An 18838-nucleotide genomic window follows, 5' to 3' on the forward strand; every position below is an offset into this window, starting at 1 on the left:
CCGGAACGCATATCGAAGACCAGCTCCTATCGAGCGGTTCCGATGCGCGAGACAAGGCGGCCGATCGTGCAGCACGCACAACAGGGACACATGAAATAATGCAAAGCGGCGTCGAGGCGGGTCTACGGGCGAATGCCCGTATTTCGGATGGACAGATCGAGGGACAGGGGATGGACGGTTCGGCCACGCCGGAGGTGAATACGATTTTCGAGCGTGTCACCGCGCAGTTGAAGGCAAGGCTGGGCAATGACGTTTATTCGAGCTGGTTCGGTCGCATGCAGATCGCCGAGGCATCGCGCGGCATCGTTCGGCTCTCGGTTCCCACGGCATTTTTGCGCCAGTGGATCAACGGTCACTACCGCGACCTGATCGCCGAGCTATGGAAGCAGTCGGACCCGTCGGTCCTGAAGGTCGAGATCGTGGTGCGCAGCGCCACGCGTCCGGTCAAGGCCGTCGAGGACGACGAGGTTCAGGCAGGCCGACAGCGCCAGCCGGCAGGCGCAACGGTGACGATGATGCCCCTGCGCAACGCGTCGACCGCGCCCTCGCTGCTGCGCCCCGCCAGCGAACCGACATCGCAGCGCCAGTCCGTCCTCGGCTCGCCGCTCGATGCTCGCTACACGTTCGCATCCTTCGTCGATGGGCCGTCCAACCGTGTCGCCTTCGCCGCCGCCCGTGCGGTCGCTGAAAGCACCTCCAATGCGGTTCGCTTCAATCCGCTTTTCCTTCACGCCTCGGTCGGGCTTGGAAAGACCCATCTTCTTCAGGCGATCGCCGCCGAGGCGCTGCAACGACGCCCGCAGTCGCGCGTCGTCTATCTGACGGCCGAATATTTCATGTGGCGCTTCGCGACCGCGATCCGCGACAACAACGCGCTGACCTTCAAGGAGCAGTTGCGCGACATCGACCTTTTGATCATCGATGACATGCAGTTCCTGCAGGGCAAGTCGATCCAGCACGAATTCTGCCACCTCATCAACACGCTGCTCGACAGCGCACGCCAGGTCGTGGTCGCGGCGGATCGCCCGCCATCCGAGCTGGAATCGCTGGAGCCGCGCGTGCGCTCGCGCCTCAATGGCGGCGTCGCGCTGGAAATGGCGACGCCTGACTTCACCATGCGCCTGTCCATGCTCGAACAGCGGCTGGCCGCAGCCACGGCCGAAGACCCGTCGACCGCGATCGCCGACGGCGTTCTGGAACACATCGCGCAGACGGTCACCGGATCGGGGCGCGAGCTTGAAGGCGCGTTCAACCAGCTTCTTTTCCGCCAGTCCTTCGAGCCGCAACTGACCGTCGACCGGATCGACGAGATCCTCGGCCATATGTACCGGTCGGGCGAGCCGAAGCGCGTTCGTATCGAGGACATCCAGCGCATCGTCGCGCGCCATTACAACGTGTCGAAAACGGAGCTTTTGTCGAACCGGCGCACGCGCACCATCGTCAAGCCGCGCCAGATCGCCATGTATCTTGCCAAGATCATGACGCCGCGCTCGCTGCCGGAGATCGGCCGGCGCTTCGGCGGCCGCGACCACACGACGGTCCTACATGCCGTGCGCAAGATCGAGGATCTGTCGGGCGGCGACACTAAAATGGCGCAGGAACTCGAACTCCTGAAGCGGCTGATCTCGGATCAGGCGTAAAGGGGAGCACTTATCCACGATTGCGGGCCGCCTAGACCATGATGCCGAAAAGTGGGAACCGGTTTTCGGTCGACATCATGGTCTAACTCATTATTTTGTCGCATGTCTGCGACGCCAAGTGAATTCACTTGGCTGCATCATGCTTCGAAGCGGCCCACACTTGCGTTCACGCCGGTTTTGCTGTCAGTTTGCCCACCCTGCTTGCCCCACAAGGCAAGCCGAGAAATTCAAGTCTTTCGCGAGTTTTATCGGTCATGCGCGTCATCCTCGAACGGTCGAACCTTCTCAAGTCGCTGAACCATGTTCACCGGGTGGTCGAGCGGCGAAACACGATCCCGATCCTGTCCAACGTGCTGCTCAGCGCGGACGGCGAAAATCTGGCGCTGAAAGCGACCGATCTCGACCTTGAAATCACCGAGGCGACACCCGCACGCGTCGAACAGGCCGGTGCGACGACCGTTCCGGCACATCTTCTCTACGACATCGTGCGCAAGCTTTCGGACGGGTCGGAGGTCATGCTCAAGCTGGATGACGGTGGCAATGCAATGTCGGTCGTGTCCGGTCGCTCGTCCTTTCGCCTGCAATGCCTGCCCCAGTCCGATTTTCCCGAACTGACGGCGGGGTCGTTCACCCATCAGTTCAAGATGCCGGCCGAGGGCGTAAAGCGACTGATCGACAAGACGCAATTCGCGATCTCGACCGAAGAGACGCGCTATTATCTCAACGGCATCTATCTCCACACGATCGAGGCAGACGGCCGTTTGCGGCTGCGTTCGGTTGCGACCGACGGCCACCGACTCGCGCGCGCCGAAAGCGAAGCGCCGCACGGCTCGGAAGGCATGCCCGGCATCATCATTCCGCGCAAGACGGTGTCGGAACTGCAAAAGCTGGTCGACCAGCCGGATCTTGAAATCGGCATCGAGCTTTCCGACACCAAGATCCGCTTCACCATAGGCTCGATCGTCCTGACTTCGAAGCTGATCGACGGCACCTTCCCGGACTACCAGCGTGTCATTCCAACCGGCAACGACAAGAAGCTCCTGATCGACCGGCAAAGCTTCGCCCAGGCCGTCGACCGTGTCTCGACCGTCTCGTCCGAACGCGGGCGCGCGGTGAAGCTGTCGATCGGCGACGGCATGGTGACCCTCGTGGTCAACAACCCCGATTCGGGCAGCGCCACGGAAGAGGTCGCGGCCGATTATGCGTCCGATCCCATGGAGATCGGCTTCAACGCCAAGTATCTGCTCGACGTCGCCGCCCAGCTTTCAGGCGGCGAAGCGCAGTTCATGCTGGCAGATGCCGGCTCGCCGACGCTCATTCAGGACGGTACGGATGCGGACACGCTCTACGTCCTGATGCCGATGCGCGTCTGACCGCCGGACTGTATCCTTGGCCGAACAGACCGCAATCCGTAAGTTCACGCTTACGCATTTCCGGAATTACGACCAACTGTTCATAACGGTCGATCGCGGGCTCGTCGTCCTCACCGGCGACAATGGCGCGGGCAAGACGAACCTTCTCGAAGCCGTTTCCTTCCTGACGCCCGGTCGCGGATTGCGCCGCGCCGCGCATGAGGACGTGACCCGCGTGTCGGCCGATGCCGGTTTCGCCATCAATGCGCGGATCGAAGGCGCATTCGGCGAGGCGTCGCTGGGCACCGGCACGCTCCCGGACCAGACCGGCCAGATCGAACCCGGTCGCAAGGTGCGCATCAACGGCGTGCCGGTGAAATCCGCCGACGAGCTTCTCGACTGGCTGCGCGTGATCTGGCTGGTGCCCTCCATGGACACGCTTTTCAACGGGCCGGCCGGCGACCGCCGCCGCTTTCTCGACCGGCTCGTCCTCGCCATCGATCCGCAGCATGGCAAGCGCGCGCTCGACTACGAAAAAGCCATGCGCGGGCGCAACCGGCTGTTGGCCGAGGGCAGCCGCGACGATGGCTGGTTCGAGGCGATAGAGACGCAGATGGCTGAAACCGGCGTCGCCATCGCCTCCGCGCGGATGGAACTCGTCGGCCTGCTCGCCGGCATGATCGAGAAACTGCCCAACGACGGCCCCTTCCCGAAATCCGACATCGCGCTCGACGGGCTCGTGGAAAAAATGGTCGGCACCATGCCCGCCGTCGACATCGAAAGCGCCTTCGCCGCACGCCTGTCGGATCAGCGCAATCGCGACCGCGCGGCTGGACGCACGCTCGAGGGGCCGCACCGCTCCGATCTGACGGTGACGCACCGGCCGAAGGCGATGCCGGCCGCACTGTGCTCGACGGGCGAGCAGAAAGCGCTCCTGACCGGCATCATCCTGTCGCAGGCGCGGCTCGTGGCCGAGATGACCGGGTCGACCCCGATCCTGCTTCTCGACGAGATCGCCGCGCATCTCGACCCCGGAAGGCGCGCGGCCTTGTTCGACATTCTTCTCGATCTCGACTGCCAGGCTTTCATGACAGGGACCGATGCAAGCCTGTTTTCGAGCCTTGAGGGCCGTGCCCAGTTTTTCGACGTGCGGGCCGGCACCGTCACAGTGCGGTGACAAGCGGGCGCCCACAGCCTACCATTGCGTGATGAGCCAGCCCCCTGCCCTTTCCGACGACGAAATCGAACGCTATGCGCGCCACATCGTGCTGCCGGAAATCGGCGGGCCCGGTCAGCAGAAGCTAAAAGGCGCGCGCGTGCTCGTCGTCGGCGCGGGCGGTCTCGGCGCGCCGGTTCTGCTCTACCTCGCCGCCGCGGGGATCGGCACGCTCGGCATCGTGGATGACGATACGGTCTCCCTGTCCAATCTGCAGCGGCAGGTGATCCATGCGGGTGACGATGTCGGAACGGCGAAGGCGGACAGCGCGGCAAACGCGATCGGTCGGATCAACCCGCATGTAAAGGTCGTCTCTCACACACTGCGCCTGACCGCCGACAATGCGGCAGACCTTCTTGCGGACTACGACATCGCCGTCGATGGGTCCGACAATTTCGCCACGCGCTACGCGCTCGCCGACGCCTGCGCACTCGCGAAAGTCACGCTGGTTACCGGTGCGGTCGGACGTTTTGACGGATCGGTGACGGTGCTGAAGCCCTTCGAAACAGGACCGGACGGCCGCCCCAATCCATCCTACCGCGACCTGTTCCCCGAACCGCCGCCGGACGGGCTGGTCCCAAGCTGCGCGGAAGCCGGAATCGTCGGCGCGCTCGTCGGCGTCATCGGCACATTGCAGGCCATGGAAGTGATCAAGCTCATCACCGGCGCGGGCGAACCGCTGGTCGGAAGGCTACTGCTTTACGACGGGCTCGGCGCACGTTTCGACGTGGTCAGGTACAAATCCGCCACGCCCTGACGCTCACACCTTTGTCGGCAAGACGCGATCCGGCGGGCGGTGGCCGTCGAAGAAGGTGCGGATGTTGATGATGACCTTTTCGCCCATGTCGATGCGGCCTTCGATCGTCGCCGACCCCATATGCGGCAGGATCACCACCTTGCCCTTTTCGGCAAGTTTGCGCAGCTTCGGATTGACCGCCGGTTCGTGCTCGAACACGTCGAGACCGGCCCCGGCCAGTTTCTCCGTCTGGAGCATCTTGATCAGCGCGTCCTCGTCGATGATGTCGCCGCGCGCGATGTTCACCAGATAGGCCGAGGGCTGCATCAGGGCCAACCTGCGGGCCGACAGAAGGTGAAAGGTCGCCGGCGTCGAGGGGCAGTTGACCGAGATGATGTCCATGCGGGCCAGCATCTGGTCGAGGCTTTCCCAATAAGTCGCCTCCAACTCGTCCTCGATCAGCGGGGCGACGCGCTTGCGGTTGTGATAGTGGATCGACAGGCCGAACGCCTTGGCGCGGCGCGCGACGGCGGTTCCGATGCGGCCCATGCCGATGATGCCGAGACGCTTGCCGCGCACGCGCCTGCCCAGCATCCATGTCGGCGACCAGCCGTCCCACTTGCCCGTTTCGGTCAGGACGGCGGCGCCCTCGACGAGCCGGCGCGGAACGGCCAGCATCAGCGCCATCGTCATATCGGCCGTGTCCTCGTTGAGGACGTTGGGCGTGTTGGTGACGGTGATGTTCTTCTTCGCTGCGGCCGCCACGTCGATATTGTCGACGCCGTTGCCGTAATTCGCAATGAGCTTGAGCGCCGGTCCGGCCTGTTCGATCAGCGCCGCGTCGATCCTGTCGGTGACGGTCGGCACCAGCACGTCCGCCTCGCGCATCGCCGCCACGAGTTCGGGCTGCGTCAGCGGGCGATCGTCCACATTGAGCCGCGCGTCGAAGAGTTCGCGCATGCGCGTTTCGACCTGATCGGGCAATTTGCGGGTGATAACGACCTGAGGCTTCTTGCGGGCTGTCATGGGTTCCTCGCCTCCTGACGCGTTGAGACCTCTTTAACCAAGAACGCCGATAGTTAAAACCGGAATCACCGGCACTGGGGACTGGCTCGCGAGTCTCGTGCCGCTATAGCCGAAAATCCTTTCCAAGGTCTCGACACTATGAAGCCCCGCACGTCCCTTCGCCTGACCCTCCGCCGCATGACGCTTTTCGCCCTGGCGATGGCGCTTGCGGTCACCGGCGTCGTGACGGAGGGCTTTTCGCCGCAAGCGGTGGCAGTGGCACAGCAGGTCGGCCCGAGCGGCCTGCCGCTGCCGCGCTATGTCAGCCTGCGCGCCAACCGCGTCAATCTGCGGGTGGGACCGGGCACCAATTACGCAGTCGAGTGGATGTACACGAAATCGGGAATTCCGATGGAGATCATCCAGGAATACGACAATTGGCGGCGGGTGCGCGACGCCGAGGGCGCGGAAGGCTGGATCAACCAGTCGCTTCTGTCGGGCAACCGAACGGCGGTCGCGGCCCCGTGGCACAAGGGCAAGGACGTCCAGATCAATCTTCACCGCGAGGGTAATCGCGGATCGCCGGTGCGCGCCATTCTGGAACCGGGCGTCGTCACTTCGGTGCGCGCGTGCAACGGCGACTGGTGCGAGGTGGATGCGGGCGGGCATCGCGGCTGGGTCGAACAGGCGCAGCTTTGGGGCGTCTATCCCGGCGAGACCTATTCGGACTGATGAGAGCATTTTGAAGTCAGACGGAATCGTCTGGCGTCGCACAAATGCGGCTGGAAGAAACAAGGCTGGCGTTCGTCAGAACGCCGCTGCTCTAGCCGCGCTTCGGCCGCAGGCGAATGATGATGTCGACATTCGCGATTTCCATACCTTCCGGCGGCTCCGGCAGGTTGGTCACGCCGACCGGGCCGTGCTCGATGTCCATCACCCGGTTTTCACCCTCGATATAGAAGTGATGGTGGTCCGACGTGTTGGTGTCGAAATAGGTCCGCGCGCCCTCGACGGCCAGAATGCGCAGGAGGCCGGCGTCGGTGAACTGGTGCAGCGTGTTGTAGACCGTCGCCAGCGAAACGGCGACGCCGGCGACCACGGCTTCCTCGTGAAGCTCCTCGGCGGACAGATGCCGGTCGCCCTGCGCGAACAGAAGATCGGCCAGCGCGACGCGCTGGCGCGTCGGGCGCAGCCCGGCGCTCCTGACGCGCTTCTCAATGTCTTCCGCTGTATAATCGCTGCCTGAGGCCATACGCTCGCCGGGTGTAGCTGCCGAATTTCCGTTTTGCGCCGCCTCGTCGATCGGCAGGCACATTCCGTTGAGATATATTCGCAAGCCGCCGCGCGATCAATAGCGGCGCATTGACCCCGTCCTGCAGGCCATATAAGCGCGAACGCGGTTTCCAGCGTCAAACAGACTATGCTAGGGACATGCGAAACGGCCGGTCCGGCCGCGCCAAAGGACGGAGCACTATGGCTGAACAGAAATCGAGCTACGGATACGAAGATCTTCTTGCCTGTTCGCGAGGCGACCTTTTCGGTCCCGGCAACGCCCAATTGCCTGCCCCGCCGATGCTCATGTTCGACCGAATCACCGAAATCAGCGAAACGGGCGGCGAATTCGGCAAGGGGTTCATCCGTGCCGAACTCGACATCAAGCCGGACCTCTGGTTCTTTCCCTGCCATTTCCCGGGCAACCCCATCATGCCGGGCTGCCTCGGCCTCGACGCCATGTGGCAACTGACCGGCTTTTTCCTTGGCTGGCTCGGCGAAGAGGGCAAGGGCATGGCCCTGTCCACCGGCGAAGTGAAATTCAAGGGCATGGTCACGCCTTCGGTCAAAAGGGTCGAATACGGCGTCGACTTCAAGCGCGTCATGCGCGGTCGCCTCGTCCTGGGCATCGCGGATGGCTGGCTGAAGGCAGACGGCGAACAGATCTACAAGGCGACCGACCTGAAAGTCGGCCTGTCGAAGCAGGAAGCTGCCTGAACCTTTTCGCGAATTCAGGGTCGTCAGACCCGCAACCAGTGGAGCGCGACATGAGACGCGTCGTCATTTCGGGACTGGGGATCGTATCCTCGATCGGAAGCAATGCCGAGGAGGTCACGGCCTCGTTGCGCGATACGCGCTCGGGCATCTCCTTCTCGCCGGATTTCGCCGAGCACGGCTTCAAATGCCAGGTATGGGGCAAGCCGGATCTGGACGCCTCCGAACTGGTCGATCGGCGCGCCATGCGCTTCCTGTCGAAGGGCGGCGCGTGGAACCACGTCGCCATGGAGCAGGCGATCGCCGATGCGGGGCTCGGGGAAGCCGAGATCACCAATGAGCGCACCGGCATCATCATGGGCTCGGGCGGTCCTTCGACGCGCCAGATCGTGGAGGCTGCCGATATCGTGCGCGAAAAGGGCAGCCCCAAGCGCATCGGGCCGTTCGCCGTGCCGAAGGCTATGTCTTCTACAGCGTCGGCTACGCTTGCGACCTGGTTCAAGATTCACGGCGTCAATTACTCGATCTCGTCGGCCTGCTCGACCTCGGCGCATTGTATCGGCAACGCCTATGAGTTGATCCAGTGGGGCAAGCAGGATCGGGTCTTCGCGGGCGGCCACGAGGACCTCGACTGGACCATGTCGAACCTCTTCGACGCGATGGGCGCGATGTCATCTAAATACAATGAGACGCCAGCGGTAGCTTCCCGCGCATATGACGAGGGTCGCGACGGGTTCGTCATCGCCGGCGGCGCGGGCGTTCTGGTGGTCGAGGAACTGGAAGCGGCCAAGGCGCGTGGTGCCAAGATCTATGCCGAGATCGTCGGCTACGGCGCGACATCCGATGGCCACGACATGGTCGCCCCGTCCGGCGAAGGCGCGGTGCGCTGCATGCGTCAGGCGCTCGCCGGGGTCAAGGGCGACGTCGATTACATCAACACCCACGGCACCTCGACGCCGGTCGGTGATTCCAAGGAAATGGGCGCGATCCGCGAGGTATTCGGCGAGAAGATCCCGCATATCCAGTCGACAAAGTCGCTGACCGGCCATTCGCTCGGTGCGGCAGGCGTGCAGGAATCCATCTACTCACTGTTGATGATGCAGGCCGGCTTTATCGGCGAAAGCGCTCATATCGAAACGCTCGATCCCGAATTCGAAGGCATGCCCGTCGTTCGCAAGCGCATCGACGACGCCAAGTTCGACATCGCGCTCTCCAACTCGTTCGGTTTCGGCGGAACCAACGCGACGCTGGTCTTCCAGCGCTACCAGGATTGATCTGATGGACAGACTGATGAAGGGCAAACGCGGCCTCGTGATGGGCGTCGCGAACGATCACTCGATCGCGTGGGGCATCGCCAAGCAGCTTGCCGAGCATGGCGCTGAACTCGCTTTCACCTATCAGGGCGAGGCGTTCGGCCGCCGCGTGAAGCCATTGGCGGAAAAGGTCGGTGCAAAGCTGGTCCTGCCCTGCGACGTTGAGGATTCGGCGTCGATCGACAGCGTCTTCGACGCGCTCAAAGCCGAATGGGGCACGATCGACTTCGTCGTCCACGCCATCGGCTTTTCCGACAAGAACGAGTTGAAGGGCCTTTACGCCAATACGACGAAGGACAACTTCACCCGCACGATGGTCATCTCGTGCTACTCGTTCACCGAAATCGCCCGCAAGGCGGCCGAGATGATGAATCCGGGCGGCTCGATGCTCACGCTGACCTATGCCGGGTCCGTGCGCGTCATGCCGAACTACAATGTCATGGGCGTCGCCAAGGCCGCTCTCGAAGCATCCGTGCGCTATCTTGCCGACGATTACGGACCGAAGGACATTCGCGTCAACGCGATCTCCGCAGGCCCCGTGCGCACGCTTGCGGGCGCGGGCATCTCCGATGCGCGGCTGATGTTCACCTACCAGCAGCGCAACTCGCCGCTGCGCCGCACCGTCACCATCGACGAGGTCGGCGGCTCGGCGCTCTATCTGCTCTCCGGTCTCTCGTCCGGTGTCACCGGCGAAATTCACTATGTGGATTCAGGCTATCACATCACGTCGATGCCCACTTTGAGCGAATTGAAGTCGACGGAGACGGTCGTCGGCGATGCCGAATGACCATGTGACGGCAAAATGAGTCTTTAAGGAGTATGCGGTAACACATCGCAACCGAGGTGCGTCGCATGCCCTATAGCAATCCGATCCGAACGAGAACCTTCCGGCTGCTCACCATCGCAGCCTGCACGCTGGGCAGTTTCGCGATCGGCTTGGCCGCAACCCGGTTCGGCAGCGCGGGCGGTGTCGAGTTTCTGCCCGCCGCCATCGTCGGTCTGGTCATGGCATCTTTTTGCGCTCTTGCCGCCGCCAGTTCGGCCACTTCGTTCTTTGCCGGCGTCGATGAATCCGTGCGCTACGTCCATTTCGAGACGATGCACGACAAGCTGACAGGATTGCCCAGCCGCAAGGCGACGATGTCCAAGATCGGTTCGGCTGCCAGGGAAACGCGCTCCACGGGAAAGCCGGTTTTCCTCGTCGACATCGATATCGACCGCTTCAAGTCCATCAATGACGCGATCGGATATGCGAACGGCGACGAGCTCGTCCGCGTCTTTGCCGAGCGCCTTCGGCAATCGGTCCCGCACGGCACCGAGATCGGGCGCATCGCGGCCGGCGAATTCGCATTGCTGATCGAAGACAACAACGGCGGTGAGCGCATCGACCTGTTCGTCGACCGCCTTCTCGATAGCCTGGCCAAGCCCTACAGGCTTCAAACCCATCTTCAGTCCGTCAATTTGTCGATCGGCATCGCTTCCCTGCCCAAGGATGGTCTCAAGCCGGAACTTCTGCTGCGCCGTTCCAATCTTGCCCTTCAGCATGCACGCGCATCCGGTATCGGCGGGTGGGCGGTCTATCATGCCGAGATGGGCAAGGTCGCCGATTATCGGCAATGGATCGAGTCCGAGTTGCAGGCCGCGTTCGATCGTCGCGAGTTCACGCTTCACTATCAACCGCAGCATGACCTTTCGACGGGCCGCATCGTTGGCTACGAGGCACTGTTGCGCTGGAACCATCCGTTGCGCGGCATGATCCCACCGGACGAGTTCATCCCGATCGCCGAAGAAACGGGCATGATCACGCAGATCGGCGCGTGGGTTTTGCGGCAGGCTTGCCTCGATTCAAAGCGCCTGCCCGACGACTGTTTCGTCGCCGTGAACATTTCCGCCGTCGAGTTTACGAAGCGCGACTTCGTCGCCGACGTGGCAGCGATCATCGCCGAAACCGGCACAACGCCCTCGCGTCTCGAACTCGAGATCACCGAAACCGCGATGATGCAGGATCGCGAGCGCGCCGCCGCGATCCTCAAGGAACTGACCGCGATGGGGCTGACCGTGGCCGTCGACGATTTCGGCACAGGTTATTCCAATTTGAGCTACCTGATCGACTTCTCGTTTCACAAGCTCAAGATCGACCAGTCGTTCATCCAGCGCATGAACAGCGACGGAAATACGGGCGCGATCGTCTCGACCATCGTCGGCCTGTCGCGCGCACTTGGCGTTCATGCGATTGCCGAAGGCGTTGAAACGGAACATCAGGCCACAATGCTCAAGGCGGCCGGCTGCAACATCGTTCAGGGCTACTACTATGGCAGGCCCGCGCCGCTGCCCGCCGAGCAGATAACCGAGCGGCCGCGTCTGCGCGCCGTCTCCTGATTATTTGCGCGCGCCGAGCACCTTGAAGCCGCCGGTGCGCACCAGTTCGCGGCTTTGCGAGAAGGATTTGAGCGCGGCCTCGTAAGGCAGATGGCTGTTGGCGACCATCAAAAGCTTGCCACCCGGCTTCAAAAGCTGTTTCGCCGCCTCGATCATCGCAATGCCGATATCCGGGTCACCCTTGCGGCCCGTATGGAAAGGCGGGTTCATGACGATTGCGTCGTAGAGCGCCTTCGCATCCTCTGATGTCACGTCGAACCAGCGCGTGCGGCTTTCCACGCCGGGTGCCAGCGCCTTCATGTTCGCCTCGGCCGACCGAGCGGCGGCAAAGCTGGCTTCGAACAAGTCGATCCGCTTCACCTTGCGGCATTTCTGGGTGACGGCGACGGACAGATAGCCCCAGCCAGCGCCAAGATCGGCAACGGCTCCGAAGAGATCGTCGGGAATATGCTCGGCCAAAAGCTGCGAGCCCGCATCGATCCTGTCATGCGAAAACAGGCCCGGCACCGTCCGGAAACCGCCCTCGACCTCGACCGACGGCAGAGCGTCGGTCGGCGTGCCATTACCGCTGAACCAGAAGACCTTTCCGTGGTGCTTCGACGCCTGCCCCAGAAGCTCGGTCTGCGCGGCGACGCGCTTCTTCAAGCTGTCGATCCCGTCGGTCTTCGATCCGGCAACCACAACCAACCCGCTGGGACGAACGCGTGCATTCGCCTCGGCAAGCCAGTGCTCGTTGAGGGCCCTGTGTCTGCCACAGAGCACCAGCGCCATCGCATAACCTTCGCCGGCCGGCTCCGGCAGCACATGTGCCCCTGCCCTTTCGAGGCGCAGATAGTCGGGCCGGAAATCCTGCACCGCGGTCACTTCATCGGCCTTCAATCCCCGCACCGCCGTCTCGGTGGCGTTGAGGATCAGGATCGGCCCGTCGCCGGGTACTTCGAGCGAGCCGGTTTCGAATGGGTGAAGCAGAGTAAGGCTTGCGTCAGTCATGGTTTCTTCTTGAGCAAAGCGGGCAAAGAAAAACGGGCGCGAAGATCGCGCCCGTTCCGTTTTCAGTTCGGCGATAATTACGCGTCGGTCTCTTCGGCGTCGGCCGACTTCCTCTCGCGGGTGATTTCCTGACCGGTTTCCTGATCGACGACCTTCATCGACAGGCGAACCTTGCCGCGCTCGTCGAAGCCGAGCAGCTTGACCCAGACCTTCTGGCCTTCCTTGACGACGTCCGTCGTCTTGGCGACACGGTCCGAAGCGAGCTGCGAGATGTGAACCAGACCGTCCTTCGGGCCGAAGAAGTTCACGAAGGCGCCGAAATCGGCGGTCTTGACGACCGTGCCTTCATAGATCTCGCCGACTTCCGGCTCGGCCACGATCGTGTGGATCCACTTCTTGGCGGCCTCGATCTCCTTCGCGTTGGACGACGCGATCTTCACCGTGCCGTCGTCTTCGATGTTGATCTTCGCACCGGTCTTTTCCACGATCTCGCGGATGACCTTGCCGCCCGAGCCGATCACGTCGCGGATCTTGTCGGTCGGAATGTTCATGACCTCGATGCGCGGCGCGAACTCGCCGAGTTCCGAACGGCCTTCGGTGATGGCATTGGCCATCTCGCCGAGGATGTGGACGCGGCCGTCCTTGGCCTGGCCGAGAGCGATCTTCATGATCTCCTCGGTGATGCCTTCGATCTTGATGTCCATCTGGAGCGACGTGATGCCGTCCTGCGTACCGGCCACCTTGAAGTCCATGTCGCCGAGGTGATCCTCGTCGCCGAGAATGTCGGAGAGGACCGCGAAGCGCTCATCTTCCTTGATCAGGCCCATCGCGATGCCTGCGATCGGCTTGGTCAGCGGGACGCCAGCATCCATCAGCGCCAGCGAAGCGCCGCAGACGGTCGCCATCGAGGACGAGCCGTTGGACTCGGTAATCTCGGACACAAGACGCAGCGTGTAGGGGAACTGCTCGACTGCCGGCAGCATCGGACGGATTGCGCGCCATGCCAGCTTGCCATGGCCGATTTCGCGGCGGCCGGGCGAACCCATGCGACCTGTCTCACCGACCGAATAGGGCGGGAAGTTGTAGTGAAGCAGGAAGCGTTCCTTGTAGGTGCCCGTGAGCGCGTCGATGAACTGCTCGTCTTCGCCGGTGCCGAGCGTGGCAACCACGATCGCCTGCGTCTCGCCGCGCGTGAACAGGGCCGAGCCGTGCGTGCGCGGCAGGATGCCGACTTCCGAAACGATCGGACGGACCGTCGAAAGGTCGCGGCCGTCGATGCGGCTCTTGGTGTCGAGGATGTTCCAGCGAACGATCTTGGCCTGAAGCGACTTGAACACCGTACCGATGACTTCGGACGTGTACTTGGCTTCCTCGCCTTCAGCCGGTGCGAAATGCGCCTTCACCTTCGCCTTGACGGCGTCGACGGCGGCATAGCGCTTCTGCTTGTCGGTGTTCTTGTAGGCGTCGCGCAGCTCGCCTTCGACGAGCGCCAGCATTTCGCCTTCAAGCGCCGAATGGTCGGCAGGAACGAAGTCGCGCGGGTCCTTGGCGGCCACTTCGGCAAGCTTGATGATCGCGTCGATGACCGGCTGGAACGCGCGGTGGCCGAACATGACGGCGCCGAGCATCGTCTCTTCGTCCAGTTCCTGCGCTTCCGATTCGACCATGAGAACGGCATCGCCCGTACCGGCGACGACGAGGTCGAGCTTGGATTCGGGCATCTCGTCGAGATGCGGGTTGACGACGTATTCGCCGTTGATGTAGCCGACGCGCGCGCCGCCGATCGGGCCCATGAAGGGCACGCCCGAAAGCGTCAGTGCGGCGGAGGTGGCGACGATCGCGAGGATGTCCGGATCGTTCTCGAGGTCATGCTGCATGACCGTGACGACGACCTGCGTATCGTTCTTGTAGCCGTCGGCGAAGAGCGGTCGGATCGGACGGTCGATCAGACGGGAAACCAGCGTTTCCTTTTCGCTCGGACGGCCTTCGCGCTTGAAGAAGCCGCCGGGGATCTTGCCGGCTGCGTAGGTCTTTTCCTGGTAGTTGACGGTCAGCGGGAAGAAGTCGAAGCCCGGCTTCGGCTCCTTGGCCGAAACGACGGTGGCCAGAACGACGGTCTCGCCATAGGTGGCGAGAACGGCGCCGTCGGCCTGACGGGCGACCTTGCCCGTTTCCAGAACGAGCGGGCGACCGCCCCACTCGATTTCAACGCGGTGGTGATTGAACATGTCTTGTCCTTTCATCGACCATGCGCAGCAGCGCCTTCGCCTGTCGCGTCACGGTCTCTTCTTTGGCGGAACGAGCCACGGGCAAGACAACGGGAGGCTCATCGAAGCGCACTGTTCGCGCGAGCATCCTGCAATCCTGCCCCATGACCTATCCCATGGAGCGCCCCACATCAGGGGCGGTCGGGCACCTTGCCCGAATGCAAAAACCCGGCGAAGCCGATTGCACGGCTCCGCCGGGAAACTGTTAGCGGCGCAGGCCGAGCTTTCCGATCAGCGTCTGGTAGCGGCCTTCGTCCTTGCCCTTGAGATAGTCAAGGAGATGACGGCGCTGCGACACCAGAGCCAGAAGACCACGACGGGAATGGTTGTCCTTCTTGTGGTCCTTGAAGTGCTCGGTCAGGTTCTTGATCCGCTCGGAGAGGAGCGCGACCTGGACTTCCGGAGAGCCGGTATCGCCCTTCTTGGTCCCGAATTCGGTGAGCAGTTCCTGCTTGCGTTCAGCGGTGATCGACATCGAGTGCTTCCTTTCGAAATGGAGGAATTGGGTCGCCCACGGCCGGGATGTCGTCCAGCGGGGGCCTGTGGTCGCGGCAGAAAAGCTGCGGCGATGGCGCGCATATAGTGGAGTTGCACGACAAATGCCAGCGAATTCGGCCGCAGCATGCGCCGGCGGTTCGCAAAGACGGCCGCCGGGCCATAGACACGAGCGCAGGGCGTCAACCGAACCGGCGTTCGGCCCGCACGGCATCCGGCTCAGGCTGAAGCTTTTCGACCGGCATGACGAAGCGCCAGGAAAGTCCTTCCGGTCCGACCGTCCGTTCGATCTCGGCGTCCAGCGTGCCGCCGAGCATGCGCTCGATGACTTCCGAGCCGAAGCCGCGACCTTCTTCCTGCGCGACGAAACCGGGGACGGTCTCCTGCCAATCGATTGCCAGCCTGTCGCCCTCTATGGTCCATGTGACGGCAAGGTGCCCGTTGCTGGCAGCGAAAGCGCCGTATTTGGCCGCGTTCGTTGCGAGTTCATGCACGGCGAGGCCGATCGTTTGAGCCGCCTGATGCGACAGGCGGACGCGCTGACCGGTCAAGGAAAGCCGTGCCTCTTCATCGGGTCGAAACACTTCGATCTGGGCTTCGAGCAGTTCGCGCAGTTCGACGCCGGCCGCGCCGCCCGCGATCAGGAGGTCCGTCGATCGCGCCAGTCCCTGAACCCGCTTCTGGAACGAATCCTGAAAAGCGACCAGATCCGGCGCATGTCGCGCCGTCTGCTTGGCGATCGAGGAGACGACCGTCAACTGGTTCTTGGAACGGTGCGCGACCTCGCGCATCAGAAACCGGATTTCGCTTTCGGCCTGCTGGCGATCACGCGAGGCTTCGGCGAGCGCGGCGGAAATCGTCGCGATCTCGGCCACGCCATAGGGCTTTTCGACGACCGCTTCGCCGCTCCCCAGCCGGCGCGCATCCGCCTCCAGTTCGCGCACGGGCCGCGAAAGCTGCCGGCCGAGCACCCAGGCTGCCAGTGCGCTCAGAATCGCCAGAAGGATGCCGCCCAGCGCAAAGACCTGCAAGGCGCGTATCTGGGGCGCGGCCACGATCCGCGACGGCGACCAGACCACGACCTGCCAGCCGCTGAGCGATGAATTGATCGCGATCGTCTCGTAATCCTCGCCCTGGACCGAAATAGTGGTGCGCGAGGGCGGTCCGTCCGGGCGGCCGTTCGGCCACAGAAAGAACGGCTTGCCGATCTCCGAGGACATGAAAGTGGTAGCGACCACGACGCCGTTTCCGTCCACGACGGACGCGTTCCAGCCGCCACGCAGGTTCTGCCCCGCGATGACGCTTGTCAGGTCCTCCGCGTTCTGCGTCAGCACAAGCGCGCGATCGATGACGCCGTCGGTCCACGGGACGATGACGTTGAACACCCACTTTTGTGCGGTCTGTCCGTAGAAAGCGTTCGATACGACGGTGTTGCCGGATTGCAGGGCCAGTTCAATGGGGCCGGGGTCCGATGGCCTGCCCAGCACGCTTCCGAAGGGAACCCGCGTGTTGAAGAGCTGATTGAGATCTTCGTCGAAAAGGATCAGGTGTGAATTCGTTTGCTCCAGCGCGACAGCGGCGCGGTCGTAGAATTCGCGTTGATTGTCCAGAAGCAGCGAGCGCGCCGTCGAAAGCACGCGCAAGGTCGTGACCATGCTGACGAGTTCGCGGTCGACCGTTTCAGAAATCGAACCCGCCGTCGCTTCGGCGAGCGTCGTCAGGATATCCTGCTGCGTGCGGTTGTTGCGCTCGAGAAGAACGGCAATGAACAGAAGCGTCGGAATGAGCGCCACGGCGACCAGAGCCGCAAGCAGGGTCGCGACCGGCATAGGCCGGCGACGCCTGGCGCCGCCATGTTCATCTGCCGCAATGTCCCTGTCGCTCAAACTGCCCCCCAACGCGCACCCAACACGAATGCGCCCGGTATCCTAACGCATGATCCACAGGACCCGCATACCAAATGACGACCGGCCGCTGCAGTCAATCGCGATTCGGCCGATTTTCACGGATCGCTAAAATGGCAATGCGGCAGCACGGTGATCGGGCCGAACGCTCAACCGGCGAATACGCGCTTTGGCTTGAACATGCCGGCCTCGATCATGCCGATCGCGACCAGCTTGCCTCGCGCGGTGGCGCAGGCTTCGTCGGCTTCCAGCGGTGCATCGCGGCCACGTATGATGACCGGGTTGCCGAGCCGAATACGGGCGGCGGCATCGTCGGTCAGCGCGACCTGCGGCAGGCAGTCGAGAGCGGCCCCGGTGTCGGCCAGAAGACCATCCAGCGCCTTCAACTGCTCGCCTTCCGGTCGGCCCGGCTTCTCACCTTCCGCCACTTCGCGCGCATGCGCGGCGACCGCTTCCTCGATCATCTCCATCGTGACGAGGTCATCGGCGGTGAACGGATCGACTTCGGTTCGGCGCAACGTGGAGATATGGCCGTAGCAGCCGAGATCGCGGCCCATGTCGCGCGCGAGCGAGCGCACATAGGTGCCCTTGCCGCATTCGATCTCGAAGACCGCAGCGTCCGCTGCGTATTCGATCAGGTCGAACCTGCCGATTTCGACTTCGCGAGCGGGAATGTCCACTGTTTCGCCGTCCCGTGCCAGATCATATGCACGCTCTCCGGCGATCTTGATCGCGGAGAATTGCGGCGGCGTCTGCATGATGATGCCCGTATAGTTGGGCATGATCGCGCGGATGTCGGCTTCCGACGGGCGCTTGTCGGAGCTTTTCGTCGCCGTTCCCTCAAGGTCGTCGGTCGTGCGCTCCTCGCCCCATGTTACCGTGAAGCGGTAAACCTTCGCCCCGTCCTGAACGTAAGGCACGGTCTTCGTCGCCTCGCCGAGCGCGATGGGCAGCATGCCCGATGCCAGCGGATCAAGCGTGCCGGCGTGGCCCGCCTTGTCCGCATTATAAAGCCATTTCACCTTCGACACCGCATCGGTCGAGCCCATGCCGACCGGCTTGTCGAGGATCAGCCAGCCCGAGACCGGACGTCCCTTCTTCTTTCCGCGCCGCGCCATTTTCAGCCGTCTTTCCTGTCTTCGTCCTCGTCATCGAGGTCGCGCGCAACTTCAGGCGAGCGCAGCAACGCATCGATGCGGGCCATGTTGTCGAAACTGGTGTCGAGCCGGAAACGGAACTCCGGCATGTATTTCATCTGACGCAGCGCGCCGGATACGCGGCCGCGAATAAACTTCGCGTTCTTCGCCAAAGCCTTGATGACGGCCTGATCATCCTTCGCGGCAAGCGGGGCGACGAAGGCCGTGGCGATCTTGAGATCCGGCGACATACGCACTTCCGACACCGAAATCACGGTGCCTTCGATGGCGTCGTCGCGGATTTCGCCGCGCTGGATGACGTCCGAAAGGGCGTGTCGCACCTGCTCGCCGATACGCAACTGGCGCTGGGACGGACCGTCCGAAGCGAATTTGGACATGGGAATAAACCTCCGTGCGGT

General features: G+C 63.0%; 16 protein-coding genes and 2 pseudogenes. 9 read left to right on the forward strand and 9 right to left on the reverse strand.

All coding sequences use genetic code 11. The features are described 5' to 3' along the window. Positions 1 to 170: 170 nt before the first annotated feature. The 4 genes from dnaA to GTW25_RS10670 all read left to right on the forward strand — a co-directional run bounded on the left by dnaA (position 171) and on the right by GTW25_RS10670 (position 4965). The gene (gene dnaA / locus GTW25_RS10655) at positions 171 to 1640 is read left to right on the forward strand and encodes a chromosomal replication initiator protein DnaA (RefSeq protein WP_252912324.1); all 1470 of its coding nucleotides are present in this window, start codon (positions 171 to 173) and stop codon (positions 1638 to 1640) included. Between the two features lie 254 nt (positions 1641 to 1894). Further along, positions 1895 to 3013, forward strand: a complete 1119-nt coding sequence (dnaN, locus tag GTW25_RS10660) for a DNA polymerase III subunit beta (protein WP_252912098.1) — start codon at positions 1895 to 1897, stop codon at positions 3011 to 3013. Positions 3014 to 3029: 16 nt separating this feature from the next. Then, a complete protein-coding gene (gene recF / locus GTW25_RS10665; protein ID WP_252912099.1) occupies positions 3030 to 4169 on the forward strand; it encodes a DNA replication/repair protein RecF in 1140 nt (379 codons plus the stop codon). A 31-nt stretch (positions 4170 to 4200) separates the two neighbouring features. Further along, a complete protein-coding gene (locus GTW25_RS10670; protein ID WP_252912100.1) occupies positions 4201 to 4965 on the forward strand; it encodes a molybdopterin-synthase adenylyltransferase MoeB in 765 nt (254 codons plus the stop codon). A 3-nt stretch (positions 4966 to 4968) separates the two neighbouring features. On the opposite strand, the gene GTW25_RS10675 is transcribed toward GTW25_RS10670, so the two are convergent. Continuing rightward, positions 4969 to 5970 (reverse strand): 2-hydroxyacid dehydrogenase, encoded by a 1002-nt coding sequence (locus GTW25_RS10675; RefSeq protein WP_252912101.1) that lies wholly within the window; start codon positions 5968 to 5970, stop codon positions 4969 to 4971. A 177-nt stretch (positions 5971 to 6147) separates the two neighbouring features. On the opposite strand from GTW25_RS10675, the gene GTW25_RS10680 reads away from it, so the two are divergent. Further along, a complete protein-coding gene (locus GTW25_RS10680) occupies positions 6148 to 6681 on the forward strand; it encodes an SH3 domain-containing protein (protein WP_252912102.1) in 534 nt (177 codons plus the stop codon). A 91-nt stretch (positions 6682 to 6772) separates the two neighbouring features. Here GTW25_RS10680 and irrA read toward each other — a convergent pair whose 3' ends face one another. Continuing rightward, complete coding sequence (gene irrA / locus GTW25_RS10685) at positions 6773 to 7201, reverse strand: iron response transcriptional regulator IrrA (RefSeq protein ID WP_252912325.1); 429 nt, start codon at positions 7199 to 7201, stop codon at positions 6773 to 6775. A 221-nt stretch (positions 7202 to 7422) separates the two neighbouring features. Between irrA and fabA the strand changes: the two genes are divergently transcribed. The 4 genes from fabA to GTW25_RS10705 all read left to right on the forward strand — a co-directional run bounded on the left by fabA (position 7423) and on the right by GTW25_RS10705 (position 11627). Continuing rightward, entirely contained in the window at positions 7423 to 7938 is a 516-nt protein-coding gene (fabA, locus tag GTW25_RS10690) for a 3-hydroxyacyl-[acyl-carrier-protein] dehydratase FabA (protein WP_252912103.1), read from the forward strand. Between the two features lie 50 nt (positions 7939 to 7988). Then, positions 7989 to 9209: a beta-ketoacyl-ACP synthase I gene (gene fabB / locus GTW25_RS10695; RefSeq protein ID WP_252912104.1), complete on the forward strand. Its 1221-nt coding sequence runs from the start codon at positions 7989 to 7991 to the stop codon at positions 9207 to 9209. A 4-nt stretch (positions 9210 to 9213) separates the two neighbouring features. Then, positions 9214 to 10035, forward strand: coding sequence for an enoyl-ACP reductase FabI (fabI, locus tag GTW25_RS10700; protein WP_252912105.1), 822 nt, complete (start codon positions 9214 to 9216; stop codon positions 10033 to 10035). 65 nt (positions 10036 to 10100) lie between these two features. Continuing rightward, entirely contained in the window at positions 10101 to 11627 is a 1527-nt protein-coding gene (locus GTW25_RS10705) for a putative bifunctional diguanylate cyclase/phosphodiesterase (RefSeq protein WP_252912106.1), read from the forward strand. On the opposite strand, the gene GTW25_RS10710 is transcribed toward GTW25_RS10705, so the two are convergent. The 7 genes and pseudogenes from GTW25_RS10710 to rbfA form a co-directional block, all read right to left on the reverse strand. Then, positions 11628 to 12617 carry a class I SAM-dependent methyltransferase gene (locus GTW25_RS10710; RefSeq protein ID WP_252912107.1) on the reverse strand — a complete coding sequence of 330 codons (990 nt, stop codon included), beginning with the start codon at positions 12615 to 12617 and terminating at the stop codon, positions 11628 to 11630. A 77-nt stretch (positions 12618 to 12694) separates the two neighbouring features. After that, positions 12695 to 14845 (reverse strand): polyribonucleotide nucleotidyltransferase, encoded by a 2151-nt coding sequence (gene pnp, locus GTW25_RS10715; RefSeq protein WP_252912108.1) that lies wholly within the window; start codon positions 14843 to 14845, stop codon positions 12695 to 12697. Positions 14846 to 15089: 244 nt separating this feature from the next. Continuing rightward, positions 15090 to 15485, reverse strand: coding sequence for a 30S ribosomal protein S15 (gene rpsO, locus GTW25_RS10720; protein WP_308206256.1), 396 nt, complete (start codon positions 15483 to 15485; stop codon positions 15090 to 15092). A gap of 76 nt (positions 15486 to 15561) precedes the next feature. Continuing rightward, a complete protein-coding gene (locus GTW25_RS10725; protein ID WP_252912110.1) occupies positions 15562 to 17208 on the reverse strand; it encodes a sensor histidine kinase in 1647 nt (548 codons plus the stop codon). 224 nt (positions 17209 to 17432) lie between these two features. Beyond that, positions 17433 to 17663 (reverse strand): annotated as a pseudogene (locus GTW25_RS20685) (tRNA pseudouridine(55) synthase TruB); the annotation flags it as partial. A 39-nt stretch (positions 17664 to 17702) separates the two neighbouring features. Next, positions 17703 to 18401, reverse strand: a pseudogene (truB, locus tag GTW25_RS10730) (tRNA pseudouridine(55) synthase TruB); the annotation flags it as partial. A 2-nt stretch (positions 18402 to 18403) separates the two neighbouring features. Further along, positions 18404 to 18817 carry a 30S ribosome-binding factor RbfA gene (gene rbfA / locus GTW25_RS10735; protein WP_252912112.1) on the reverse strand — a complete coding sequence of 138 codons (414 nt, stop codon included), beginning with the start codon at positions 18815 to 18817 and terminating at the stop codon, positions 18404 to 18406. Positions 18818 to 18838: the final 21 nt, after the last annotated feature.

This window comes from Aliihoeflea aestuarii, assembly GCF_024105665.1.
Taxonomy (GTDB): domain Bacteria; phylum Pseudomonadota; class Alphaproteobacteria; order Rhizobiales; family Rhizobiaceae; genus Aliihoeflea; species Aliihoeflea aestuarii.